This window comes from Candidatus Eisenbacteria bacterium, from assembly GCA_018831195.1.
GTDB lineage: Bacteria > Eisenbacteria > RBG-16-71-46 > CAIMUX01 > JAHJDP01 > JAHJDP01.
In genome coordinates this window covers 61,741-86,908 of record JAHJDP010000087.1, presented here as the reverse complement: position 1 = coordinate 86,908, position 25,168 = coordinate 61,741, and the positions used below count along the sequence as shown (strand labels likewise).

Here is a 25,168-nt window from a genome sequence, read left to right as displayed (position 1 = left end):
ATCGTCTCTCTCGGTATTATGGGAACGAGACCATCCGATATTGATAGATTAATCCGTAAACTCAAGTCCGAATCTCCAAATCCCGTCTTTGTCCATGAGGCTGGGCTCCACTGAGATGAACTCTGTTATTGTAGTGACCAGCTCTCTCCCTCTTTCAGGTTAACTATTTCGACCTCCAGCCCCGCTTTACGCACCCGTTGTGCGAAGCCATCCGGCGAGTGTTTTGTTCGAAGCAGGGGCGAGCGAGGCTTGATGCCCAGGTGGATAGGTATGACCACCTTGGGCCTGAGGTCGCGCACAGCACGAACGGCGCCTTTTTCTCCCATCGTCATTGGAATGCGAAAAGTCGTTACCGGCATCAGTGCCACGTCGAGCTGAAACCGCCGGCCGATCTCCTTCATGAACGGGCGATGGCAGGTGTCACCCGCAAAATAGGATCTCTTCTCCTCACTCTCAATTACATACCCATTTGTCACAGCAAGATGCAATGCCGGCACAGCTGTGACGGTGACTGTCCCGAAGCGCTTCTCCTCCCAGGCCTTCATCCCGATGAGTGTCTTGGCCCCCTGCAGTTTTGTCAGCCATTTTGCCCACCTGGGAGCGAGAACCGGGACATCCTCTCCGAGAGCGCGCAGAAACCGAGGGTCGGTATGATCCCAGTGGTTGTGCGAAATGAGCACCAGATTCACATCTCGAACTTCTTCACGGATCTTGGCGGGTGGAGCCAGGCGGGCATAGGCAATATTGCCCCCTACGCCGAAGTAGGGATCGGTGATGATCTTCTGACCTCCAGTCTCAATCAAAACTGTGCTGTGACCGATCATTGTGATTTGCATTGGATGCTACCTCTCGTTCGCAAGAATGCGCCGAATGAATCTGAAGAAAACGATGATCGGGATGTTGCGGATTACCACATTTGCGTCCTGGAACTCGCCCCCTATTATTCTCATTGCTGGTATCCTATGTCGCATCAAGAATCTTGCGGATTTTGACACCCAGGTCATTCATGGAAAAAGGTTTCTGAATAAAATTCACACCATCTTCCAGCACACCTCTGTGAGCGATCATATCAGCCGTGTAACCGGACATGAATAGGGTTTTGATATCTGGGCAAAGGGTGTGCAGTTGATCCGCCAAATCGCGGCCGTTTATTCCCGGCATGATCACGTCGGTGATGAGCAGGTGAATTCCGCCCGAATGTTCTCCGGCCAGGCGCATGGCCTCGTCGGGCGTGCCCGCGGTCAGTACTTGGTAACCCAGTCGTTCCAACATCATCTGACCCATCTTCCTGATCGCCGACTCGTCTTCCACCAGGAGCACCATCTCGCCGTTGCTTAAGGGGATTTCCGTAACAGGGTCCACTTTTATTTTCTCGGCATCGCCCGCGTGACGCGGCAAGTAAATTCTGAAGGTCGTTCCCTTCCCCGGTTCGCTGTGCGCGGTGATGAATCCATTGTTCTGTTTGACAATACCGTAGATCGTGGCCAACCCCAGGCCGGTGCCCCGACCCACATCCTTTGTGGTGAAAAACGGTTCGAAGATGTTGGCGAGAGTTTCCTTGTCCATGCCACAGCCATCATCGGTGGCGGTCAGCTGAACAAACTCACCGGGAACAAATCCGGCGTGGTCAGCGCAATAGGCCTCATCAAAGGTCACCGAGTGAGTCTCGATGGTAATCTTGCCCACTCCGGCAATGGCATCCCGTGCGTTGACGCACAGATTAGCCAGGATCTGTTCGATCTGTGAGGGGTCGATTTTTACATGCCACAAGTTGCTCTCCGGCAGCCAGGCCAGATCGATGTCTTCGCCGATGAGGCGCCGGAGCATCTTGAGCATATCCTCCACGATCCTATTCAGGTCGAGCACCTTAGGGTTGATTGTCTGTTTGCGGGCAAAGGCTAACAATTGCCGGGTGATTTCGGCGGATCGCGTGGCGGCGTTAAAAATCTCCTTGAGATCGGCATGCAGCGGCCCAGATGTGTCCACTCTGTCCATGACCAGTTCCGTATAACCGAGGATTACGCTGAGCATATTATTGTAATCGTGAGCCATGCCACCAGCCAGATGACCCACGGCTTCCATCTTTTGGGCCTGACGATAGTGCTCCTCCAGTTTGCGGTGCTCGGTGATGTCGTGGATGATGGAATGGAGCAACGGCTTTCCCTTGGTATCAATCCTGCTGCTGAACACCTCAACATCTCTGATAGAGCCGTCGGCCAGCCGATGTCGAGACTCGCACTGGTAGCATTTTGGGGCATTGACCTTTTCCATTTCCACTTCGACCTGCTCGGACGATAGTGAATTGATATCTTGTATTTTCATCCGCCGCAGTTGTTGCCCCGACCAACCATAAAATTTTTCCGCTGCTTTATTGGCTTCAACAATGTTGCCGTTTTCAGGCTCAATGAGCAGTTTGACGGCCAAGTGGTTCTGGAAAAGGTTGCGGAACTTTTCTTCGCTTTCGCGAAGCGTTTCATTGACCTGGACCAGATTTCTCGTTCTGGCAATAACCTGCCGGCGAAGCAGTAGAATGACGACGAAAGCCAAGACGAGGAACCCGCCGATGCCGCAAATAATCCAAATGAGATGCCGTGGTACCACTATCCTTGGCGGACTTTCCATCCAAAGCGCCAACTCCTTGTAATAAACAGAGCCGACTTCAGATTTCATTGCGCGCAAATTATTGTCAATGGCCTCAAGTAGGTCAGAGTTGGCGCCATGGGCCGTTGCAAAATATAATGCAACCGAGTTTAAAACGATGGATGTCCTTGCCAGTCCGTATTCCTGAAAATAATAGTCTCCATACAAGTGGTTTGAAACAACCGCATCGACACTGCCGTTGGCTGCAAGGGCAAAGGCTTCTTCGTAGGAATGAGTCTCAACAAAAAAAACCTTAAAGCCGAATCCATTTGTAATCCGTTCTAAAACCGTATGCTGAATCGAACCTTTGAGCACCGCAAGCCGGCGGCCGTTTAGGTCGGAAAGGGTCATCACCGGCGTATTTTTATGGGCATATACTTGTGACCAGCTTTCGATGACCTCCTCTTCGTGAAAATCCAATTTCCTAGCCCGCTCCGATGAAAAGGCAACATCCGGCATCAGGTCGATGCGGCCCTCTTCGAGAGCCGCAAGGCAGTTGGACCATTCACCCGGCACATAGGTTATTTGCCAATTCTCTCTTCGGGCGATCTCTTCGAGGATGCCGACGAAAATTCCCGAGGGCCGACCTGTTTCACTTGTGAAAATTTTGGGTTTGTTCTCGTATAAACCAACGCGCACCTCACGGGCGTGGACACCATCGTGAAGATTCTGCGGCTTTTGGGCATTACAGGGAAGTGTGATAACGAGCAGATGGGCCATGATTATTGTTACAATGGAGGCTTTTATCCAGCAAAGTGATGAATTCCTTTTAGTAACCATGGCCACCTCTCTATTTTGGTATAATCTTTCTCGCTACGAAGCATACTGCGACTGGACGCTCTGTTGACCGGCGAGGGTTACCGGGGTCGTTTATATGACGGTCTCCTCGTTCTGAGGAACAGCTCCTAATGCTTGGTCAGGCCTCCAGCAGCATGCGCATAAGGTTCGGGATGCCGTGTCCTTGGTGATACTGGTCGCGCCGGATATCAGTGCAGGTCCGCAGCAGGATCTGCTTGACCTCGTCGGGTCGGCCACGAAACTCGCGCCGTACCGACAGGAACGCCGCCAGCAGACCCGACACATGCGGCGCCGCCAAGCTGGTGCCGCTTTCCTCGCAATAGAGACTCTCGGGGCGCCGGGATTGAAAGCGCGAGTTGCAGGAGCGGATTCGTTCACCGGGCGCCACAACGTCGGGTTTCATGCGGCCGTCGGAGGTAGGACCGCGCGAGGAGAAGGACGAGACGCCGTACAAGTGTGGGTGGTCCGCATTCACTGAGCCCACCACAATGCAATCCTCGAGATTCGCCGGGTCCCCAATGGACATCGAGTTGTTGAGGTCTAACTCGCCGTCCGGTGTGGTAACTTGCACTTGGCCCTCGTTGCCGCTCGCGACACAAACCAACACGCCCGCGCGCCACAACCGCCGCAACTCCATGCAGATGGGCGAGAAACCGCAGCCATACACTGTCGAGTCATAGGGCCCGCCGAGGCTGAGGTTCAAGCCATGGATCACGATCTCGGAGGTGTTTTCATTCTGTTCGGTGATATGATCGAGTGCTTTGATGATCCAAGCGTCTTCACCGGCGCCCGTGTCGTCGAGCACCTTATACACCACCAGTTTTGCGCGTGGCGCAATGCCCTGTATGGACATATCATCACCGGCGCCAGCGATGATGCCGGCCACGTGTGTGCCGTGACCGTCTCTGTCCCGGTCGTTCTGGATAGGCACCGGGGGACCCGGCTTTGTACAATCCAAAATCGCAGAGATTGTGCTATGTGGCTTAAAATGAGGGTGGTCGTGGCGCACGCCGGTATCCAGCACCGCCCACAGGATGCCGTCTCCGGAAGCGCTGTAACTCGCCCGAGCGGCATCAGCCTGGATCACGCGAGCTGAGCGGTGGAGTAACTTTCGTTTCGTAGTGCTCTTCCACACAGCATAAATGCGCAGATCGCGGTGTCGGCGGGCGACGACACGGAGTTCGGCCGGCGTCAGGCGCGCTGCAACGAAGCGGCGCAATCGGTCCACGCGGGCCTCCTTTAGTTCTTTTTCGCCGACAATTTCTTCGATCTGCTTGGCGGCTTTTTCGATGCGGGCGGCTGGATCCGTCTTGCCTTGCTCCACCGTCTCCTCATGCTCACGCATCTTATCCAATTGCTCGTCCACGGCCGGGTAGCCCGGCTCCAGGATCTCGATCAGCACAGGATGCCGTGCTGTCACCGCCAGGTCTGCGGCCACGTCGCGGGCTACCAGGAACCGCGCGTGGGCATCCACGCGGGCTGCGGCATGCACCACTTTGCGCACCTTGGGATGTGCCAGATAGCCGGCGGCGGAGTGGGGATTGAAACCCACGAGCCGACGGCTATGTGCGTTTATAATCAGCTCGTCAGTGATAAACTGATCGGGTTCGAAATCGCCGCTGATTCCCTTGTCGAGCGCTACTGGATCGAGCGGGTCCGCGAAGTTATGCCACTCGTTCACGCAGCCCGGCACCTTTAGTTCACAGGAGAGAAAGTCCTGCACTTCACGGATGCCTAACGGTGAGCCGAGTGTGATGAGGTGATCGATTTTCACGGGTGTGCCTGTTTTGAGCGCTGCCAGCACTTCAAGTGTGATGATGCTACCCTGGCTGTGCGCCACGATAATGACTGGATCTTTGCCGACCGGGAGGATATCGCGCAGGCGCTTCTGAATCTGTTCCCGCACGTTTGAACGGAAAAAGTAGGCGGCCGTATCCTTGATCAGCGCTTTCAAGAACGCTTGGGCGATCGGCTTGCGCAGGGGAGCGGGCAGGGGCAGCACCTTTTTGTGCGCACTGGCGTCCTCAACTCCGATGGTGCGCAGCAGGGCATTCGCGAGCCTACGCGCATTCTCGTTGTCCGTATCCACACCAGCCTGGGCGAGAAGCGTGTCGATGCTCATGCCGCTGCCCGCGCGGGTGGTTTGCTTGCTTCGCGTGCGCTGTTCGCCGTGCAGGATATCCGACCAGTAGGCCATGCGTGTGCGGTCGCGCATGTCACGTCCGAACAGTGCAAGATCCCACTCGAGCTTCAGATCATCGGGCGGCGGCTGTTGGCCGATGCCGTGAATGTACAGCACGAGCGGGTGATCGGTCGCGGCAACGCGCTTGAGTAGGTTACGACGATTGTTCTGCTTTCGGATGGTCATAGGTCACTCTCCAGGGTGAGAAGGATACGAACCCTGCCGCGCCTACCGCTCTTTCGCGACACGAAAAGCCAGGAGTGCGAGAATACTACTTGTCGGTGTAAATATAGCATGTTCAAGATTCGACACGGAAGTTAGATTGCCGAGAGTGTTGAATACGAAGTATACAAAAACCACCCAAGCTCCGATGCTAATAGTCATGCTTTACCGGCGTATTTGCAAGTATCCCGTTTTGGCTGCCGGCCTTGCGCTGACCACTCTCTTCACCTACATCGCACTGATCACAATGCTACGCAAGAGTCCCATCCGGCATGTTCTACTACCATCGCTGTTGATCTGGCAAAGTCTACTTTTGAAACTGCCGTTTCAAATGGACCCGCTTGACCCAAAGGTCCTAGCGTATAAGTACCGCCTTTGCAGCTGCCGACGTCTCGACCGAATTGCTTAGGCGTATCCAGTACACGCCGTCACTAACATTAACCCCGCTTCCGTTGCGCCCGTCCCATCGGACGCGATGGAGACCCGGTTCCAGAACGCCCAAAGGTATAGCCCTTACAAGTCTCCCGCTCAGGTCGTGAACCGTCATCGTCGCCGGACATGATATGCGGCTTTCCAGTGACAGCTCCAGAGACTGGTGGAATGGGTTTGGCGTCAGCGAATTTATCGCGAGGGTGGGGATCCTCGGTGCATGTCCCGGCCAGGGCTCCTGAACAGAGACCAAAGGTGATCTCTTAATTCCCAGGCTGTGAGAGCCACATGCCGCAATGGCCACGAAGTTGGCATTGGGCGCAGGAATATCACACTGGTTAGAGCTGCCGCACCCCCAGGCCACGATTGTGCCGTCGGACTTGAGACCCAGGCTAAGCCAGAATGCGTCCACCGCCACAAAGTCAGCGTTGGGCTCGGGAACATCACACTGGCCGGCTGAGTTTCTCCCCCAGCCCACAATAGTGCCGTCGGACTTGAGACCCAGGCTGTGCTGGCTTCCCGCCGACACGGCAACGAAGTCGGTGTTGGGGTCCGGGACGTCGCACTGGCCATATTCATTGTCACCCCAGGCGATGATTGTGCCGTCGGACTTGAGACCCAGGCTGTGAAAAAACCCCCCCGACATGGCAACGAAGTTGGCGTTGGGCGCCGGGACATCGCACTGGCCATAATAGTTGTCCCCCCAGGCCACAATGGGACCATACGACTTAAGAGCCAGGCTGTGCTGAAGCCCCGCCGAAACAGCAACATAGTGGCCGTTGAGGGGAACGTCGCACACGCCATAATAGTTGTCGCCCCAGGTAACGATCGTGCTGTCGGATTTGAGCCCCAGTGCGTGTCGAGCGGCACCAGCCGCCACGGCAACGAAGTCGGCATTGGGCTCGGGAATGTCTAGCCGGCCCCAGCTGTTGTACCCCCAGGCCGCGATCGTGCCGTCGGACTTGAGGCCCAGGCTGAAGCCCAGGCTCCCATCCGCGGCCACAAAGTCAGCGTTGGGCACCGGGAGGCCGCATTGGACATAGAAGTTGTACCCCCAGGCTACCATTGTGCTGTCAGACTTGAGCCCCAAGTTGTGCTCTAGGCCGACCGACACGGCAACGAAGTCGGCGTTCGGCTCGGGGACGTTGCATTGTCCTGAGGTGTTGCTTCCCCATGCCACAATTGTGCCATCGGACTTGAGCCCCAAGCTGTGTCTGTATCCCCCCCCCAGGGCAACAAAGTCGGCGTTCGGCTCTGGGACATCACATTGACCTGAGCCGTTCCAGCCCCAGGCCACGATTGTGCCGTCGGACTTGAGCCCCAAGCTGTGATCGGCACCCGCCGCCACGGCGACGAAGTCGGCGTTGGGTGCCGGGACGTCGCACTGGCCATAATTGTTCCACCCCCAAGCCACGATCGTACCGTCGGATTTGAGCCCCAAGCTGTGGGCCTCGCCATACTCCACCCCGGTACCACCCCCCGCCACGGCAATAAAGTCCGCGTTGGGCGTGGGAACGTTGCACTGGCCTTCACCGTTGTCCCCCCAGGTAACGATCGTGCTGTCGGATTTGATCCCCAGGCTGTGGTGGGCCCCCGCCGCGACGGCCACAAAGTCCGCGTTGGGTTCGGGGACGTCACACTCGCCTCTATAGTTCAGCCCCCAAGCCACGATCGTGCTGTCGGATTTGATCCCCAGGCTGTGCCCGCGACCTGCCGCCATGGCGACAAAATCCACGTTAGGCCAGGGGACCATGCACTCGGCGGCTCGGTTATCCCCCCAGGCCACGATCGTGCCGTCGGCCTTGAGACCCAGGCTGTGGACTCCGCCAGCCGCCACGGCGATAAAATTCTCGAGGGCTTCGTCCTCGACAAGGACGAGGTCCCCCCATCCCACGATGGCTCCGTCGGATTGGCAATGTGCGGTGCCAATGGCAGCAGCTATCAAAATCAGGGAAAGAACACAAAGGACTATCGTTATGCCTTTCATGACGTTGCCCCCCCTCGTTCGTGCCTTACATTCAGATCTTCTGCGAGGGCTATCGGCGCGGCCTCGCTCACTCTCTTTTCGCGACTTGATTATATCTCATGGGCATTAAAGGGACAAGGATCATCGTTCATAACACTCTTCGACAGGCAACCAATGATAAAGACTCTCCGTTGAGGGTGCTGCAATACAAACACCGCAATGAAAATGTTTAACTTAAACTATTCTGAACCTCGGCATCAGCGGCGGCACGCAGCGCCGGCGGTTGGATGCTATTGTTAGGGTGCGTCTTTTCCTCCATGACGCCCTGACGCAGAAAACCGCGGGATGAAGCGAGGCACCCGTGCGCAGTACGCACGATACTCCCCGGGGAACCGCGTGGCTAGCTCACGCTCATCGAGCACTGCCACAAGGCCGATCAGCGGCATGTACGCCAGCGCCACCACATACATGGCCAAGTAGTTGGTGAACAGCGCCGCCGCTGCAACGGCGAATGCCATGGCCACGTACCCCGGATGACGCATTCGTGAGTAGATCCCGCCTGTGATGAGTTTTCCGGCATCCTGGCCCGCCATCTTGGGAAGGTCGAGCATCATCCTCATCGGGATTTGTCGGAGGATCCGCGTTCTAAGGTAAGACGAAACCCCGAAGAAAATAACCGCCACACCCACGAGCGGCACCTGCACGCCGAAGTGCTGTCTGAGAACCGGCTGCCTGATCAAGAAGACCGCACCCATGACGGCTAGGATGACGGCCACGGTGGCGGCGCGGACGGCGATCGGTCCGGCGCGGCGCAACCACGGCGCGAGCAAGTGAAGAACGAACCAGGAGGCCAATGCCGCCGGAACAGCCATTACACACACCAAGGCCAAGTAGTACGCGATGGTTTCCATAAAAGGGTAGTCCCCCCACTGAGAATCAAACAAACGCAGGACGCAACCTAACGTACTTTAACCTGCGATGCGCGCTTGGCGGGTTCAAAAGTGCGTTTGATGTTCGGCCTAATCTGCCATTAATTCTCAGGATAAAGGCTTTTTATATGACCCCACGACTCCATTTTTGTCGGTGTAACTCCACAATAGAATAGAGTATCGACCCAGACATACCAGCTGAAACCACACCATGATAGGGGTCCCGAGAGTTTGCGGCCGTAGATTCGAACACTATCTCCATAGCTTAAGCCATTATAATTAAGAAGGGCTAGCCCTCCATATTCATCGGTCATGACACACCCACACTCATCTTCAACGCCGCAGCGGCTGACTCGGCCACAGCCAAAATCGATCACGTTGCACAACCCGTCGGCGTAACGCCATAAGTACTCCGCCGCCCCCGGACACTCTCGTGCATCGGTTGAATCTACCTCGCCGTAGATGAATGCTGTATCACCGCTGCTAAAAGGATCTCCATCATAGATCGCATATGGACCTGACTCGAATCCAAGAAACAGATAGCAATCTTCGTTTTCATTGTAGTCAATTGTTCCGCACTCGTGGATTAAATCCCATTGATCTGCGGATGGGGCGTTGGCAAACATTGTAATCAAAACGGCTAGAATACACACATTAAGCACTGTTCTCATGTCGCATCCTTTCTCCGTTTATTTGAGGCGTGACAAGGGCCCGTGCGCCGGGGTCGTACGGAACCTCATTGGCTGAATGAGTTTCACGATTCTTCCTTATTCCAAATAAAGAACCCAGATGTCACCTCTCCAAAAAGGGCCTGTTCCGCTAGTATAAGTTATGGCCTTACCGTCGGGTGACCAGTGAGGATACAATTCTTGCTCATCATCAAATGTCAACTGGGTCATGTTCTCCCCAGATGCGGACATGACCCATATGGCATAGTTTCCGGTTCGGTCGGATGTGAATGCTATTTTGCTGCCATCAGGCGACCAAGCTTGAGCACCATCATAGGCTGAATCGAAGGTAATCTGGGTTGGATCCTCTCCCGTCGAAGACATTACCCAGATGTCCACGTTTTCGTTTTGTGTAGAGGTAAAACATATTTGATCTCCTGAAGGTGACCACGCCACCCAGATGGGAAGCCAGTCTGGTGAGAGAATCTCCTCAGTTGCTCCTCCTGATAGTGAAAGAATGTAAGCTCTTCGCTGATCCCACTGGTCTGGGGGGTGAGCTGTGTAAACAATATAGTTTCCATCTGGAGACCAAGAATAATCTTGAATACGGTGCTCTTCGTGGCGCAGTAGTAGTGAAGAAACCGAACCTTGGGCTGCATCGACCATTCTGAGTTCATTTAATCCGAATCCAGTGGTGAGGAAGGAGATCTGGTTTCCATCAGGAGCCCAGGCGCCCTGCGAAGCTTGTCCTGGTTCATTCGTCAATTTCGAAGGGACACCGCCGTTCGCGGGCATTCGGTAGAGCTGATACACAAACTCTTGACCATAGTCTGCCTCGAAAAGAATATCCCTGCCATCTAAAGACCAAAAACTATGGAAAGCGCCGGCCAGTCGATTGCTAAATGTTAATTGTGCCAGGGCAACAGTGATTGCGTCTGCGACATTCGACATCTCTGACCAGTTGGATGTATCGTCTGCGGTCTTGAGGGCAAAGAAATATGGTGTCTCGAGTTCCAAATCATGGACTATGAAGGATTCCTCGTTACCTGCCACACCGGGTGGGGATACATCAAGGATTCGAGTCGCCTCGTTCCATGAATCATTGGTGATTTGGGTTTGGGAATATCTCAAGTCATACTCGAACGCCAAGCCTGCGTATCCATTATCGCCAGGGGCTGTCCATGTCAAGGTAACGCTGTGCCCAACGGCGTGGGTTGTATTTAAATCGAGCACTTGCCCCGGCGGGAGATTGTCTTGAGCGGGTGTTACGCTCACGACATTCGAGAGCCCGGAGGCATTTGACCTATCATCAAGGGTCTTTATAGCAACAAAATACGCTCGGCCGGTCTCCAGATCGGCGAAGGTAAAAATCTCCCCGGTATCCGCGGCCTCTGGCGCTGGAACGTCTTGGACTCGGTTTGCCACAGCCCAGGTTTCCTCGGATATGGTTTCAAAGGCATACCGAAGATCGTATTCGGCTGCTTGACCAATATCGCCATCGTCACCTGGTGCGGTCCATACCAGAGTTGCGCTGGTTTCATCGAAGGAAAAGATATAAAGGTCGCTGATAGCACTTGGGGCAATTGTATCCCCAATGGTTGCGTTTGCTATATTGGATAACTCTGACCAATTAGGAACCTCGTCTGCGGTTTTTAGGCCAAAGTACCATTTGCCCAGCCCAAGCCCCAAAACTTCAACATGCTGTATGTGTCCGGACGATACCGGTGCCGGACATGAGACGACAATTGTTGCTGAATCCCAAAAGACTTCGGTGATGGGAGTCGCCGAGTAGCGGATATCGTAATGGGAAGCTTGACCCACAGCGCCATCATCGCCCGGCGCCGTCCAATAAATAGTAACTCGATCCTCCGCTGCTGGTGCTGTAGCCAGGTTATGCACCGCGGCTGGCGGTGTTGTATCGGAATAAGTTGGCGCTGTGCGTTTGTCTTCCGAACAGCCGACTGCGAAATAGGCGATGATACATATACAACAAAGGAGTCGCAGCATTTGGAACGCCTCGCACAGGTTCATGAGTTCGGCTCGGGGACGCCAGTTTCGTCCGCTCCATCCAGCCTTTATCCTTCTCTACGATTGATCCTTCCACTCCTCCTCGAGGATCGACATGCTGTACCAACTGACGTATCCGTCTTGAATCCTTGTGGCTTCCCTCATGAGGCCTTCGACCTTGAAGCCCGCATTCCTGTGCATCAGATCGCCCAGGACAATCTGCCCAACGTGCGCGAGGTTGTTCTTCCAGTCGATTGTTGAATGGATCACGCCGATGAGCTGCTCGTCAGAAGTCCGAACGATGCGGAGACCCAAGGATTGCGGCCGTCCGCTTTCGTACTTTGTCAGCAAGCGCTTCAGTTGCGCATTGTCCACGGGTTCGTGGAAGATCCGAAACACGCGGGGCTCAATCCACGGCCGTATGAGAGGGAAATCTTCGACCTTGAGCGGTTCAAGGCGGATTTTTCTCTCAGTGGACGGATGATCATTTACGGGTTCCATCGGCAGAAAGCTCCAGATAATCTCGTGAGATGGTTATTGACTTACTTTCTCTGCACTCCAGGGGTTATGGATTATCCGGCCCGTGTCAATATATCGAACAGTGACAACACCACCGACAGAGCCGCCACACACATCGCCGGAGAATTCAACGACTCTGTCGTATTGATAGAAAGATATCCGCAACACTAATTTATTATATCTCATTGTTCCATAAAGCCCCTCAAGTGTCGCGCCGCCCGCCGTAAGCGTGCCTCTCACAAAGATGCTATCTTGGGTGAGTGACATAGTAAATCTGTCAGCCTGCCACTCTGGGATGGCCGAAACTCTTGCGCAAGAGCCTTCCCAGGCGCCCGCTGCCGACTCATCGCTGCCGATTACTTGTATTTGAATCGGCTCATATGTATATCCATGGCCGCCGCCGGCATTATGAAATCCCGCAATTAAAGTGTAATAACCCGGCAGATTAGGACAAGGAGTCCATTCGAACTGATACTCTCGGCTTTTGCCGGGCCCCAAGGCAATAGTTGTCGGCAGCCCCAGGCATGTATATGGCCGCCCCAAATAATCCCCGTCTTCGTCATAAACCCAGAGCTTTTCTTGGCAGGTAGTGGCGAAGTCTATGCAGGCGGAATAATTCGTGGGATTGCTCAGAATCATATTGATCACAACGGTATCTACTTGGGTTATTATTTCCGATGAAATCATGACGTCGAGATCTAAATCCGAAATATCGCGAATTATTGAATCTGCGGAACCGGGATCCTGAGAATCATCATCCGGGGCGTTGGGACCATCATTATCCCCGCAGGAACATATTATAAGAGACAGAAGTATTATGGCAAGCCGTAGAAATTTCACATTTTCAATCCCCGTCAGGTTCATGCGGTGTTAGGTGTATCGCTTTGACTGCTGGTACAGCGTTTCTCCTGATGCCGTGAGCTTCTCTATCCACATCGATTTAAGGACAGCAAGATCTTCAGTCGGATCGTAGGCCGGTTTATCGCTCGGTTCCAGCTGATCCAATGTCTCGAATTCAAATGCATCCGCGCCGATCTCGTTCCAGTCCCCCAGAAGCTCCTTATCGGGGTGCAAACCGTTCTCCAGTTGGAATCGGTGCCGGTTCAGCATGCTGGGGATATCAATGGTCGATCCGATCAGCGACTTTCCTCTCATGGAGTTGCGGACACGGTAGACGCCTGCAGGGCGAGGGGTTTCCTTGTATTCGCGAATGCGCGCCTTGCGATCGATATTACTCATTAAGCATCTCCTAAACTAAGCCTCACCAAGCGCGATGTATGTTTCGCGAAGTAGGTCGCTCACATTGGTGATCTTGGAATCTTTCATTGGCCTGGTCATTGGGTAATCCTACATGGGCCTGACGTTCTTTTAACCCGCGAGGTGCTTTTGGCGCGGGCCCGCCAACCCTCATGTGCGCGTCCATTCTCCCATAAATGCGGGGGTGTGACAAGGGCCACTCGCCGGATTCATGAGGGCGCTATGTCGTCTCGTCTCGAATGCCTGCCATCACCGCATCGGCGTCCGGCATTACGTCCTCATAGGCCGCGCCCAACGAGTGGCAATACTCTTCATATTCAACTAACCGCGAGCGCAACTGCTCAACCGTCAAACCGAGCCCTCGGGCTGTCGCCGGGATATCTTGCCGCGTGTTGTCAAAGACAAAGGTTACCATAACTCCAAACTCGTACATGTTTCGCAGCCGCGTTGCTTCCTCAGTCGACACGAACCCTGACTGATCTGCGTCAGCCAGCCTCCGGAGTTCTTGATATTCAGGCTCGAGCTTTGCATAAAGAGAAGCCCGCCACAGCTGGATCTCATCCGGTGTCGCCTCTGGGTTTGGGCAACTCCCGCTCAGATACTGCATGAAATATGATTCCTCTTCTTCGTTCTTTGGGAAGCTGAGAACCGATAGTCCGGTTCTGATAGACGCGACCATTCGAACTTGGCTCTGTGCTGTCTCCGTCATTCCGGATTCGCGAATAGTCGCGATGTAGGCTTCAAAGTCACTCGCGCGATCATCGCCACAACCCAGCAGGAGTACCATCAAGACGACTAAGAGAGACGCTTTCACTTTCCTTCTCCTTCTCCATCCACATAACGTTCGTTTAACATGCGAGGCGTGCAAGACGCAGCCCCGCCTGCTCCACTATTCGCGCCACTATTATCTCGAACTGCGGGGTGCGTGACAAGAGGCCCAAAGATGCAGGGCCAAATGCCATAAATTTTGCTTCTAGCCATTCTTTATCCTGCATGTATGATAAGTCTATTTTTTGGTTCAATCCCTATCCCAAATCGTGGCTAATACCAACAGAGAGTATAGAGAACCGGCAATACTTCGAATTGCTGGAAACACCTGCGACGAGAAGACGGTTGTTCAAGCGATATGTTATGTGTAATTCTCATTTTCAATGATTTCGATCCAATCATGTCCTTCAGGAAACTCTATGCGTATTGAATCGACCAACCAAGATTTTTCCGCCGGTGAAATGACCGGCAATAGCGCAATGAGATCCTGCAGATCCTTTTTCCGATATGACGTTCCGCCACCTTTGTATAAAAGCTGTATTTCGGGTCGTAGATACGGAAGACCGTCATCACTGATAAGGCCAATTTCCGCAACGGATCTTTGTATTGATGGTATTCGCCTGTACTGCCACATTTCGTTCTTACTTTCCTGAAACAGCACTTCGACTGCCCATGGCGAATCGCTATTTTCGCGAAGCCATACATTGGGGATCGAGTGCAAATACTTCACGCCATTCCAGTACCGAAGTCCAGGCGCATGTGTGTGAAATATTTCCCAACCAGGGAAGAGGTTCTTCAGCTTAAGCTGATCCGCGCGAAGAATTGAAATGTCGATATCATCGTGAGCTCTTGTTTGGCGGCCCAGATGAAGATCGACCGCCCATCCACCCGATATCCAGCAAAGAACTCCATCTTGTTCGAATCTGTTTACGACATCAGTACATGCGATATGTGTCCATGCCGTGTGGTCGTAGTTACATCGATACCGGATCACTCCAGGATACGTCTCTCCGAGTGAATGAATACGAAATCCTAATGAGTGGTAGAAAGCGACAGTATCATCGTCGGTTTCGGTTTCGATCTTCGTGTTCTCGTTCGAGCTGATTAGCTTGTAGATAAGTTGTCGACCGACGCCTGAGCGCCGGCTGACAGGCTCAACAAAGATATTCCTGATCTCAAAATGATTCTCAGATCTCTCGGTAGCTATTAGAATGCCAAGCGGTAAATCATTATCGAATGCTATGAAGACCCGATCCGAGTCGGAATTCATTATTTCCGGCATCCGCGATATTAGTTTCTGTGTGGGTCGGGACACCCCTTTTCTAAGAAGGTCTAGTATTAGTGGATTTTGTAAATCAGATTTAGTTCCGGTAGCTATCTTCATCGCTTTTATTCTTCGTTAGATGACACATAATGTTCCCCAAACCTGCGAGGTGCGTTTGGCGCGGGCCCCGCCAACCCTCTTGTGCGCGTCCATTCTCCCATAAATGCGGGGTGCGTGACAAGGTCCATTCGCCGGGTTCATGAGGGCGCTATAGGGCCTTAAATTGCACGGTCGAACCCTGATTGGGCAGTCCATTTTTCTCTGTTCAGATACCCTAGTACCAACTATACTTCACTTGTGACAGTTAGCCCTTTTCTAAGATTGGGGATGATATCATGTTGGATCGACTTTGGATTACTTTGCTCTTGCTGATATTCCTGCCAGCGCCAAGCATGACAGCAACTTGGACAGTCTATGAGGACGGCTCTGGAGACGCCCCGACAATTCAGGCGGCTTTGGATTCAACCAGCTCAGGCGATACCGTTTTGGTCTATCCGGGTACTTATCATGAGTCTCCTACGAGATACAATCTTGCTGAGCTCACATTGCTCGGCGTTTCCGGACGGGACGATACGATCATTGACTTGGCTGGCGGGCATTCATCATTTGGAATTGTCTATTTTGTAATTTCGGGTTTTTGTTTTGAGAATGGTGATCATGTCTATATCCAAAGTGCATACTATTCTGTTCATGATTGCACTTTTAGAGATCTTGATAGTGATTCCGGAGGCAACATAGTTCTCACGGACACGAACGACCATGGCTATAATTATTTTGAGGATAACCTCGTGACGGACAATGGCAGCGTTGGGGGGCCGATCATGAGGGCAGATAATGCCTTCGTGCGCGGCAATCTATTCTCAGACAATACGTGTATTATGGAATACCATCTGGATCCCGCCGGTATTTTCTTTCCAGGTGGGCGATTTTCGAGAATTGAAGAGAATATATTTACAAACAACTACGCCGAACTGGGGACAATAATAGTTAGCCTGTTTTCCGAACCGCAATTTCTAGAAATGACCCTTTGGAACAACATATTCTATCATAACCAAGCCCTGATAATCTGGAGCGATTACGATTTTGCAGCATCAATTGAAAATAATATACTTGTATCTACCAGCGCGAATAATCCTTTCACAGACTCTGCCCGCCCCTTTGAGCCACCAAGTTGCAACATCCTCTGGAATATAGAATATGACACCGAGGTTTTTGCCGAAGAGGATTGGAATCTCTATTTAGATCCACGCTTCTGTGGCGCCGAGATTGGTGATTTCACCGTTAATGTGGGATCAGTGTGCCTGCCTGAGAATCAACCTGTTGGGATGAACTGCGGCTTGATCGGGATATTTGAGGCGGGCTGTCCTACGCCAACGAAAAATATATCTTGGGGATTGCTGAAGAGATATTTCAAAACAAAGTGAAGAAACTCACAGCAGATATCTACAACGGTGGCATTTCGTAGCGATTCAAATTTTGACCCTATAACGTTCTTTTAACACGCCGTGACAAGGAACCTCGTCGGAATAATGAGTTCGTTAGATGCTATATAAAGACTTAATCGATCCCCAGGTTGAAACCTTGTTGAGTGTTGGTTCTTCACCCGGACAGAGTGGATTACTACCGGGGTGGCCTGCAAAGCCCATCGCTGGCAAGCCGACAAATTCATCAAATTCCCCGTCCTCGTCAAACACGCCCGATAGGTGATCCGGGTGATTTGCCAAGGGTATGGTTATGTCATCCTCGCCGTATACATAAGCGCCAAAATAGCAGAGAAGTTCATACTCGCCAGAAATCCAATAGGGTCTAAAATCGACGATCGTCCCGCTTCCAGGACCCGGCCAACCGCTAGTCGGAGTTATAAGGGAGCCCGACACAGCGGCACCAAAGTAGTCAATATATAGCCGCTGTTGGTCATATTGACCAAGACCCAAATAAAACCCACCAATACGCGTATTGTTCTCGATTGGAGAGGCCGCAAAAAGATGGAACCAATGCAAACCCCAACACCATTCTTCCCCGGCTGGATCAGCTTCTTCGCAGCTCGTCGGATCGATTAGCCAAGGATATACTGAACTGCCCCCACAAGGAAATCGCAAGGAACCATCAGCTATTAAAACGACGCCGTTGTTTGTGCCCGCCGCGCAAGTCTCTGAGAACAAGAATATGCCAAAGAGTAGAATAATTATGAACTTCATCTCTCATCTCCTTATGTCTGAGATTACCGGCCGGCTTTTCTATATTTCGCCCACCTTAGCGTTTCGTCGAGATGGTTAACCACCAAATCAGTTCAAGGATCGAATTCAATTATATATGAATCTACCTCTCTATCGCCAACCTGAACGCAAGTAGCGAAAGAACAACACTAACGGGCGTAAAAATAGCCCGTTCAAGACCCGACATGGAAGCCAAATTGCTGAGGACGTTGAGTGAAAAGTACCCGAAAACCACCCACACACCAACGCGTACAACTCGGCGGAACCTGCCCACTTTCAAATACCCGATTTTTGCAGCTACGATGACGGCGAAGAACGCTATGACCGTAAAACCAACCAACTCGAGCAATAGAAAACTGTGCGATGCGTCGTCAGCCCGACCACCCCACGCGATACTTGCAGGTAAAACGCCCAGCAAAAGCAGAGCGTGAAAAACGGCAAGTCCGCCTAACCCGATCAGAAGACCATTGGCGGCCGCCCTAGCCCCAAGAACCCTCTTCATATGGCCCCTCGCTTGTCCAATTAGCTCGTTGTACAACTGGCGCCTGCTTCAAATCGGAGTGTCCGTCTAACGTTCTCATAACCCGCGAGGGTCTTTGGCACGGCCCTCGCCTCTCCCATGATCGCGCTACTATTATCTCTCATCGCGGGGGGCGTGACAAGGGACCTCGTCGGGTTAATAAGGTCGTTATAGGGCCTCATATAATACCGGACGCACACAAATATCCACTGTTCATCGGGTTAGTCTGCCCCTATAATTCTATTGTGATCGTTCACTTCCTCTCTCGAGACTGGGGGCGAATTATGTCCTGGCGACTAATAGTAATTACGCTATTTGGTGGAGCTCTTCCAGTTGCTTGTCTCTCAACAACCTGGAACGTTTTTGTGGATGGTTCAGGTGATGCCCCAACAATACAAGCCGCTTTGGATTTAGTTGATTCCGGTGACACCGTTTTGGTTTATCCTGGTACCTATCGGGAGATTCCAAATTTGCCCTTTGGAAATGACCTTGATGAACTGACTTTTATTGGCGCCTATGACTCTGAAGTAACAAATATTGATTTATCTGATGGCGAGTATGCCGGCTACGCATCCTTTTATATCAAAAATCTTGAGATGTCGGGCGTTTGTTTTATGAATGGTAGCTTCAGTTGCAATGGGGAATTCTCGTATATTCATGATTGCATTTTTAGAGATTTGCGCGCCTGTTCTGCTGTTGAAATCTGCTGGCCTAACATTTCTCTCGCGGCCACGGAAAATATAGGATATAGCCGATTTGAAGATAATATCGTCACCGGTTGTTATGCCGTTGGGGAGCCGAATATTTTGGCTAACAATGTATATTCGCGCGGAAATTTGTTTTCAAATAATTCAATTTATTCGGATATACATTATGAAAGTGCCGGAGTTTATCGGTCTGTTGGTACGTCAGCACGGATAGTCGAAAACAGATTCGTGGACAACTATGCCGATGGTGGCATAATTGAAATTACAGGCTACCAACAACTGGATGAATTAATAATTAAGAATAATATATTCTATATGACTAATAACTACGGTAGCTGCTGTACCGCCATTTCTTATTGGGGCAATCCTATTGGCTTCATTGAAAACAATATTTTTGTTGGCCTAAGAGGTGCAATAGGATATGCGTTTAGTCATGATGATCCGCTAGATTTACCGAAGTGCAATATAGTTTGGAACGTAGATCTTGTTACAGAGGTCTTGACAGAAGAGAACTGGAATTTCAACGTTGATCCGCAATTCTGTCATGCGGCAACCGGCGACTTTACGGTTAGTGACGGATCTATGTGTCTGCCGGAGAATCACCCAGAAGGAATGGATTGCGGTTTGATTGGGATATATGGCCCCGGGTGTCCTACACCCGCGAAGAGTACATCTTGGGGGAGGCTAAAATCTATTTACGGTGAATAATAGAATGCTGCGCCCCTGGTCTTTTCGAATTTGGTTTAAGTCATACCTGCATATCCCAAACCAGTCCCTATAACGTAAATTATCAAGCCCAATAATTTTGGGATATGAATCCCTTGATAATACGATCGCGCGCCAAATTCTGCTGGGCTGGATAAGCAGACAAATCACCAGATATCACTGCAAAGATACTACCAATCAATCGAGTTATACTGCAAGCCCCCAGTTTACGATCCCGCCAATATCGTCCCGCCGGAGGCGAAGATCCCCGCCACGGCGCCGGTCATCAGTGTGGCTAGAATCGCGGCCAGCAGGGCGCGCGGGCCGATCGCCGCGAGATCCTTGGTGCGGTCGGGGGCGAGCGCCGAGATGCCGCCGACAAAGATCGCGAGACTCGCGACATGGGTGAATCCGCAGAGCGCATAGGTTGTGATAACGATACTGCGGGGATCCTGAAAAGCACCCGAAGAGATCAGCCCGGCCAGCTCCTGATACGCTGGGATCTCGGTGATCACGGTGCGTTCACCGATGAGGCGCGCGCAGACTCCCACATCCGCCGGAACAACGCCGATCAACCAGGTCAATGGATAGAAGGCGTAACTAATCAAGTGGGCCAGTGACCAGTCCATCGTCCATCCGGTCCAACCATTGATCCATCCGCCGGCCCATCCGATCCCCAGATCTGCTAAATGTAAAAGACCGAGAAAGGCGAGAAGCAGGGCCGCGATACCGACAACGAGCTTGACGCCTGCCATCGCGCCATCGATCGCCGCTTCCATCCAGCTCGATGCCCGCTTGTCGCCGGGAGTGGCGTTCCTGCCGAGTGTTTTGGGCTTGTCCTCCTCCGGCAGCATCAGTTTTGACATGACGACAGCCGCGGGGGCGGAAAGGATCGATGCAGAAACAAGATGCCCGGCGATATTGGGGAAGGCGTCGCGCAAAATCATGACATAGAGGCCGAGAACGGTGGAGGCGATCGTCGCCATTGCGGCGGTCAGAATTGTGCAAAGCTCCGAGCGTGTCATGGCGGAAAGATAGGGGCGGATGGTTAAAGCCGACTCGGCGCCGACAAAGATATTGCTTGCCGCGCAGAGTGATTCGGCGCCGCTGATCCGCATGAGTGTGGTAAAGACTTTACTGAAAAGCCGGATGAGGAGGGGCATGACGCGGATATGATAAAGAAGACCCATGAGGCTCGCAAAGAAGACGGCGGTCGGCAGCGATTGAAAGGCGAGGATAAAACCCGGTGAGACTTCGCCGTTATCGCCAACGACGCCGGGCGGCAGGGCGAGAGGCCCGAAGAGAAAAGTTGTGCCCGCCATGGCGCTTTCGAGCAGGGCGGAAACAAAACGATTCACGGCAAGAAAGAACGTTCCGCCGACCGGAATGATAAAGATAAAGACGGCGAAAATCAGTTGAAGAGATGTTCCCCAAAAGACGACGCGCCAGGGAATCCGCCGGCGGTTGGTGGATACCCCCCAGGCGAGAGCCATCAAGACAAAAAGACCGAGAAAACTCCGCATTGGACCCATTCCAAAATCCCTCCCGAGGAATCATAGGCAGTGGCAACGAAAATGCAAGGTGGGGGACGCTCGGGGGGAAGGCCGGCGGAGGATGAAGAAAGGCAGGATGATCGGGAGGAGTGATGAAGAGGGTTAGAGGCGTTTGGATCCCGCTTCGGTGACATGCCGGAAGACGGCGTCAAGGCTGTTGTCGAGGGTCGTCATGCTGCGGATGATCATTCCGGCGCCGACGATCAATTTTGGAATTTCGATATACGTTTTGTCGGGTTTGGCGGTGATGAATTCCAGCGTGGTCGGATTGATGATCGTGATTTCGTTCACATCTTCCTGCGACATGAAGAGGGTCGCGAGACGTCGTGCGTCTTCCGTCTCAATCCGTATCCGGTGAGGATGGCGGTCGCGCAGATCATAGAGGATCTCGTTGATGCGCCCGAATCCAAGAAGCCTGCCGTTGGCGATAACACCGAAGAGATCCGTCAAGGTCTCGACTTCATGAAGAACATGGGATGACACCACGACGGTTTTGTTCCTGCGGCCCAATTCTTCGATGAGAATGCGCAAATGCTTGCGCGACGGCGGATCGACGCCGAGAAACGGCTCGTCGAGAAGCACGATCTCGGAATCGCCGGCTAATGTAAAACCAAGCTTGAGGCGCTGTCGCATCCCGCGCGACCAGGTACCGTACCGCCGGCGGCCATCAGCCGTCAATCCGACCAGATCGAGGGCTTTGTCGGCGAGCTGCCCGGCGCGCGAGGCGTCATTTCCATGAGAGAGGTAAGCGATGACAAGATTGCGGCGTCCGGAGAGGGATTCGTAAAAACATTCGGTGGCCGGAACAATGCTAATCCGCCGCCGGATTTCCGACGCGGCGAAGGGCGATCCGCCCAGGACCTGCGCCGTTCCCTCGGCGGGGGAGAGGAGGCCGGTGAGCACGCGCATAAGGGTGGTTTTGCCGCTGCCGTTGGGTCCGACGATACCGGTGATGCCAGGCCTGCAGGTGAGATTGAACTTACTGAGGCCGATGACCTCGCCATAGAAGACACTGACATCCTTGAGGATGATCGGCGCAGCGTACGGCTTTTGCGTACCGGATGCGGCTTGTGGAGCCGCTGATGTCGGCTTTGTATCAGTCATCGCGCCCGCCTCACGGGATCATCTCCTGCCGCACGCGCAGGGCCGCCGCCAACATGCCGAGGGAGCCCCATGCCGCCAGAACACCGGCATTGGCCATGGTGTAGAGCACGGCGTGGCGCCCTCCATTAAAGAGGTGTTCCAGCAGCAGGCGGATACCGTCGGCCGGTCCCAATGCAATCTGGTTGTTGAGAGAGAGGATATCGGAAAGAGCATCGGGAAGCAGATAGCATCCAAGCGCGATAAGGAAAGCCCAACGTGTACGGCGGACCGCCGCGCTGGGACCGACGGAAACCCCGGCAAAGCACCAGGCCAGCACCAACGAAGCCACGAAGAGCTTTGCGATCAACACCAGCGCCTGCGCTGTTGTGTAATCAGCGGTGATGCCGAGTCGAAAAATGCCGATGAGAATTCCCGGGAATAGAAGCAAGGCCGCGGCCGGTATCGCGACGGCCAGCATCTTCCCCAGAGCATAATGCCAGGGATGGACGGGCCGGGTGGCGTAAAGAAAGAGAACTTCCTCGGCGCGATCGCGCGCGACACTGGGCGTGCCCAGCCGGAGGGCTAGAAGTGCAATCGGCAGGGTTTGAAATCTCAAGAACCAAAGCATCGGGTCCCAGCCCAGATCGAAGCCGGTCGACTGCTTGGCGATGGTGCGAACAATGAGGATAATTGTCAGCACGAGTGGCGGCAGCGTTGAGGCGAGAAAGAGAAGTTTGATAAGCTTGCTGCGCAATCCAATGTTGAATTCGCGCTGTGCGATCGCTCTCACGACCTGGAATGAGGAGGGCGCGCGGTTCTGATCAGACATTGTTTCGTACCATATTCTGCTCCATCACATCGACGACGGCGTCCTCGAGGGTTGCGATTTCCCGGGACAATTGACGGATTTCCACATTGCGCTCCGCCGCCGCCTGCCAAAAAAGCCGCAGGTCATCATCATTGCGGGCGAGGAAGGAGAGGCGGTTGTTCGTGAAATGCAGGATCTCCATGCCGGCGCCCTTCAGCGATTGGATGAAGTCATCAACGAAGCCGGTTCCTTCTGCGACATATTGCCGCGTTCCGGCTTTTGTTAAATTGGCGACAGGACCGAAGTAGGAGATGGTGCCCGCCTCCAGCAGCAGAAGATCATCGCAGAGGAATTCGGCGTCTTGAAGAATGTGGGTACTCAGGAGTATTTTGCGCCCCTCATCCCTCAGATCCCGAATGAGCGACAGAAGCTGCATCCGGCCCTTGGGATCGAGTCCGACCGTCGGTTCGTCGAGGATTAGAATTTCCGGGCCGTGTACGAGGCTCATGGCGAGCTTGCATCGCTGCCGCATTCCGGTGGAGTAGCCCTTTGTCGGCCGGTACCGGTCTTCGCCGACATCGAGAGCATCCAGCGCTCGATGGGCGCGGCGCAACGATTCGCGGCGGGGCAGACCGCTGAGGGTGCCGGCGAAGGTCACGGCGTCAACACCCGATCCGCCGGGAAAGATCCCGGCCTGCTCCGCCATGACGCCGGCGCGGGCGCGAACTTCCATCGCCTCTTCGGGAATGGACCGGCCCAAAATTTTTATAGAGCCGGTGTGCGCCCGCAAGACGCCGAGAAGAGCGCCGATGAGGGTCGATTTTCCGGAACCATTGACGCCGACCAGGCCGATGGCCCGGCCGGAAAGACTGGCGGTGATTCCCTGCAGGACCGGCCGCCCTCCCCTGGAGAGTTGAACATTATTGAGCTCGATCCACGGCGCGCTCATTTAACACAACTCCCCGAGATTCTTTTTTGAAAAGATGGAGGCTGTGAGCCCGAATCCGATAGCGGCCATAATGATAAGATAAACAGAAGATTCGAGGACTGTGCCCGATTCCAGGTGCATGGAGATCGGTATCTGGAATGTCTCCTCCAGATTCGTTAACAGCCTCAAATGATATGAGGGGACGATGCTTCTGATTGAGAATGGGATCTGGCCGATAAAGTGATCGAAAATAAAGTAGACGGCGAGAGAAATGATCATCCCTCTTTTTGTAAAAAGATGAATGACGCTGAAAAGGCCGGTATAGGCCAGGGCGCCGAGGAGAATAGAGTAAAATTCGCGCGGGAAAGAGCCCCATCCGGCATGTCTTAGAAAATGCAGGATGAGAATAAGAAGGGTGGCGCCGGTGATGAGAATCAGGGCTGTAACCAGGGTGCGGACAACGGCGAGTGCGGGGCGCGAAACGGGGCCGAGAAGCGGGTAGAGCAATGTCTTTTGCGAGATGCCATCCCGCAACGCCATTTCCGAAAGGATAATGGCCGCAATGGGAAGCCCGGGAATCAAGACAAGGGCCCGGAGATGAGCGAGATTGCTGATGCTCACAAAACCGAGGACACGGCCGGTGATGACGGTTGCAAGAAAGAGCAGCGAGATCGCCAGGGTTATCTTGATGGCGCGGGCCGAAGCCATCGGCGCGAGGCAACTCTGCAGAGCGATATTTAGGTTTCGCATGACGGCCCGCCCCCTGGTGAATCCGCATCCTACCATTGTCGAGGTGATGTGCAAAATACGAAAAGGCGTCACAAAGAGTTCCCTCGAGAGCCTGTCATTGATCCTCGCATCGTCCGCTTTAACAACTTTGACAACTTTGACAAGGGCCCAGCGGCGGAATTTGTGAATATTTCCCCCGCGGCGCCGTAA

21 protein-coding genes are annotated in these 25,168 nt (G+C 53.4%); 2 read left to right on the top strand and 19 right to left on the bottom strand.

Annotated elements, in window-relative coordinates; genetic code table 11:
- Positions 1–125: 125 nt before the first annotated feature.
- From KJ970_15180 to KJ970_15125, 12 genes are all read right to left on the bottom strand, one after another.
- Entirely contained in the window at positions 126–836 is a 711-nt protein-coding gene (locus KJ970_15180; protein ID MBU2692264.1) for an MBL fold metallo-hydrolase, read from the bottom strand.
- A gap of 124 nt (positions 837–960) precedes the next feature.
- Positions 961–3,420: a transporter substrate-binding domain-containing protein gene (locus tag KJ970_15175; protein MBU2692263.1), complete on the bottom strand. Its 2,460-nt coding sequence runs from the start codon at positions 3,418–3,420 to the stop codon at positions 961–963.
- A gap of 136 nt (positions 3,421–3,556) precedes the next feature.
- Positions 3,557–5,806: a S8 family peptidase gene (locus KJ970_15170; GenBank protein MBU2692262.1), complete on the bottom strand. Its 2,250-nt coding sequence runs from the start codon at positions 5,804–5,806 to the stop codon at positions 3,557–3,559.
- Between the two features lie 391 nt (positions 5,807–6,197).
- Positions 6,198–8,258, bottom strand: coding sequence for a hypothetical protein (locus tag KJ970_15165; GenBank protein MBU2692261.1), 2,061 nt, complete (start codon positions 8,256–8,258; stop codon positions 6,198–6,200).
- Between the two features lie 275 nt (positions 8,259–8,533).
- Positions 8,534–9,148 carry an isoprenylcysteine carboxylmethyltransferase family protein gene (locus KJ970_15160; protein MBU2692260.1) on the bottom strand — a complete coding sequence of 205 codons (615 nt, stop codon included), beginning with the start codon at positions 9,146–9,148 and terminating at the stop codon, positions 8,534–8,536.
- A gap of 119 nt (positions 9,149–9,267) precedes the next feature.
- Positions 9,268–9,837 carry a hypothetical protein gene (locus KJ970_15155; protein ID MBU2692259.1) on the bottom strand — a complete coding sequence of 190 codons (570 nt, stop codon included), beginning with the start codon at positions 9,835–9,837 and terminating at the stop codon, positions 9,268–9,270.
- Between the two features lie 96 nt (positions 9,838–9,933).
- The gene (locus KJ970_15150; GenBank protein MBU2692258.1) at positions 9,934–11,841 is read right to left on the bottom strand and encodes a hypothetical protein; all 1,908 of its coding nucleotides are present in this window, start codon (positions 11,839–11,841) and stop codon (positions 9,934–9,936) included.
- Between the two features lie 78 nt (positions 11,842–11,919).
- Positions 11,920–12,342, bottom strand: coding sequence for a hypothetical protein (locus KJ970_15145; GenBank protein ID MBU2692257.1), 423 nt, complete (start codon positions 12,340–12,342; stop codon positions 11,920–11,922).
- 33 nt (positions 12,343–12,375) lie between these two features.
- The gene (locus KJ970_15140; protein MBU2692256.1) at positions 12,376–13,224 is read right to left on the bottom strand and encodes a hypothetical protein; all 849 of its coding nucleotides are present in this window, start codon (positions 13,222–13,224) and stop codon (positions 12,376–12,378) included.
- A 6-nt stretch (positions 13,225–13,230) separates the two neighbouring features.
- Complete coding sequence (locus KJ970_15135; protein MBU2692255.1) at positions 13,231–13,599, bottom strand: GIY-YIG nuclease family protein; 369 nt, start codon at positions 13,597–13,599, stop codon at positions 13,231–13,233.
- 238 nt (positions 13,600–13,837) lie between these two features.
- Positions 13,838–14,431, bottom strand: a complete 594-nt coding sequence (locus KJ970_15130; GenBank protein MBU2692254.1) for a hypothetical protein — start codon at positions 14,429–14,431, stop codon at positions 13,838–13,840.
- Between the two features lie 315 nt (positions 14,432–14,746).
- Positions 14,747–15,655 (bottom strand): GNAT family N-acetyltransferase, encoded by a 909-nt coding sequence (locus KJ970_15125; GenBank protein ID MBU2692253.1) that lies wholly within the window; start codon positions 15,653–15,655, stop codon positions 14,747–14,749.
- A gap of 389 nt (positions 15,656–16,044) precedes the next feature.
- Between KJ970_15125 and KJ970_15120 the strand changes: the two genes are divergently transcribed.
- On the top strand, positions 16,045–17,133 hold the full coding sequence (locus KJ970_15120; protein ID MBU2692252.1) for a right-handed parallel beta-helix repeat-containing protein: 1,089 nt from the start codon (positions 16,045–16,047) through the stop codon (positions 17,131–17,133).
- 114 nt (positions 17,134–17,247) lie between these two features.
- Here KJ970_15120 and KJ970_15115 read toward each other — a convergent pair whose 3' ends face one another.
- Entirely contained in the window at positions 17,248–17,907 is a 660-nt protein-coding gene (locus KJ970_15115; GenBank protein ID MBU2692251.1) for a hypothetical protein, read from the bottom strand.
- A gap of 121 nt (positions 17,908–18,028) precedes the next feature.
- A complete protein-coding gene (locus KJ970_15110) occupies positions 18,029–18,427 on the bottom strand; it encodes a hypothetical protein (GenBank protein MBU2692250.1) in 399 nt (132 codons plus the stop codon).
- Positions 18,428–18,729: 302 nt separating this feature from the next.
- On the opposite strand from KJ970_15110, the gene KJ970_15105 reads away from it, so the two are divergent.
- Positions 18,730–19,860: a hypothetical protein gene (locus KJ970_15105; protein ID MBU2692249.1), complete on the top strand. Its 1,131-nt coding sequence runs from the start codon at positions 18,730–18,732 to the stop codon at positions 19,858–19,860.
- 224 nt (positions 19,861–20,084) lie between these two features.
- Here KJ970_15105 and KJ970_15100 read toward each other — a convergent pair whose 3' ends face one another.
- The 5 genes from KJ970_15100 to KJ970_15080 all read right to left on the bottom strand — a co-directional run bounded on the left by KJ970_15100 (position 20,085) and on the right by KJ970_15080 (position 24,979).
- On the bottom strand, positions 20,085–21,389 hold the full coding sequence (locus KJ970_15100; protein ID MBU2692248.1) for a nucleoside transporter: 1,305 nt from the start codon (positions 21,387–21,389) through the stop codon (positions 20,085–20,087).
- A 123-nt stretch (positions 21,390–21,512) separates the two neighbouring features.
- A complete protein-coding gene (locus KJ970_15095) occupies positions 21,513–22,514 on the bottom strand; it encodes an ABC transporter ATP-binding protein (GenBank protein ID MBU2692247.1) in 1,002 nt (333 codons plus the stop codon).
- A 10-nt stretch (positions 22,515–22,524) separates the two neighbouring features.
- Positions 22,525–23,322 carry an ABC transporter permease subunit gene (locus KJ970_15090; GenBank protein MBU2692246.1) on the bottom strand — a complete coding sequence of 266 codons (798 nt, stop codon included), beginning with the start codon at positions 23,320–23,322 and terminating at the stop codon, positions 22,525–22,527.
- Entirely contained in the window at positions 23,315–24,250 is a 936-nt protein-coding gene (locus tag KJ970_15085) for an ABC transporter ATP-binding protein (protein ID MBU2692245.1), read from the bottom strand. The genes KJ970_15090 and KJ970_15085 overlap by 8 nt, the downstream gene beginning before the upstream one ends.
- A complete protein-coding gene (locus KJ970_15080) occupies positions 24,251–24,979 on the bottom strand; it encodes a hypothetical protein (GenBank protein ID MBU2692244.1) in 729 nt (242 codons plus the stop codon).
- Positions 24,980–25,168 lie beyond the last annotated feature (189 nt).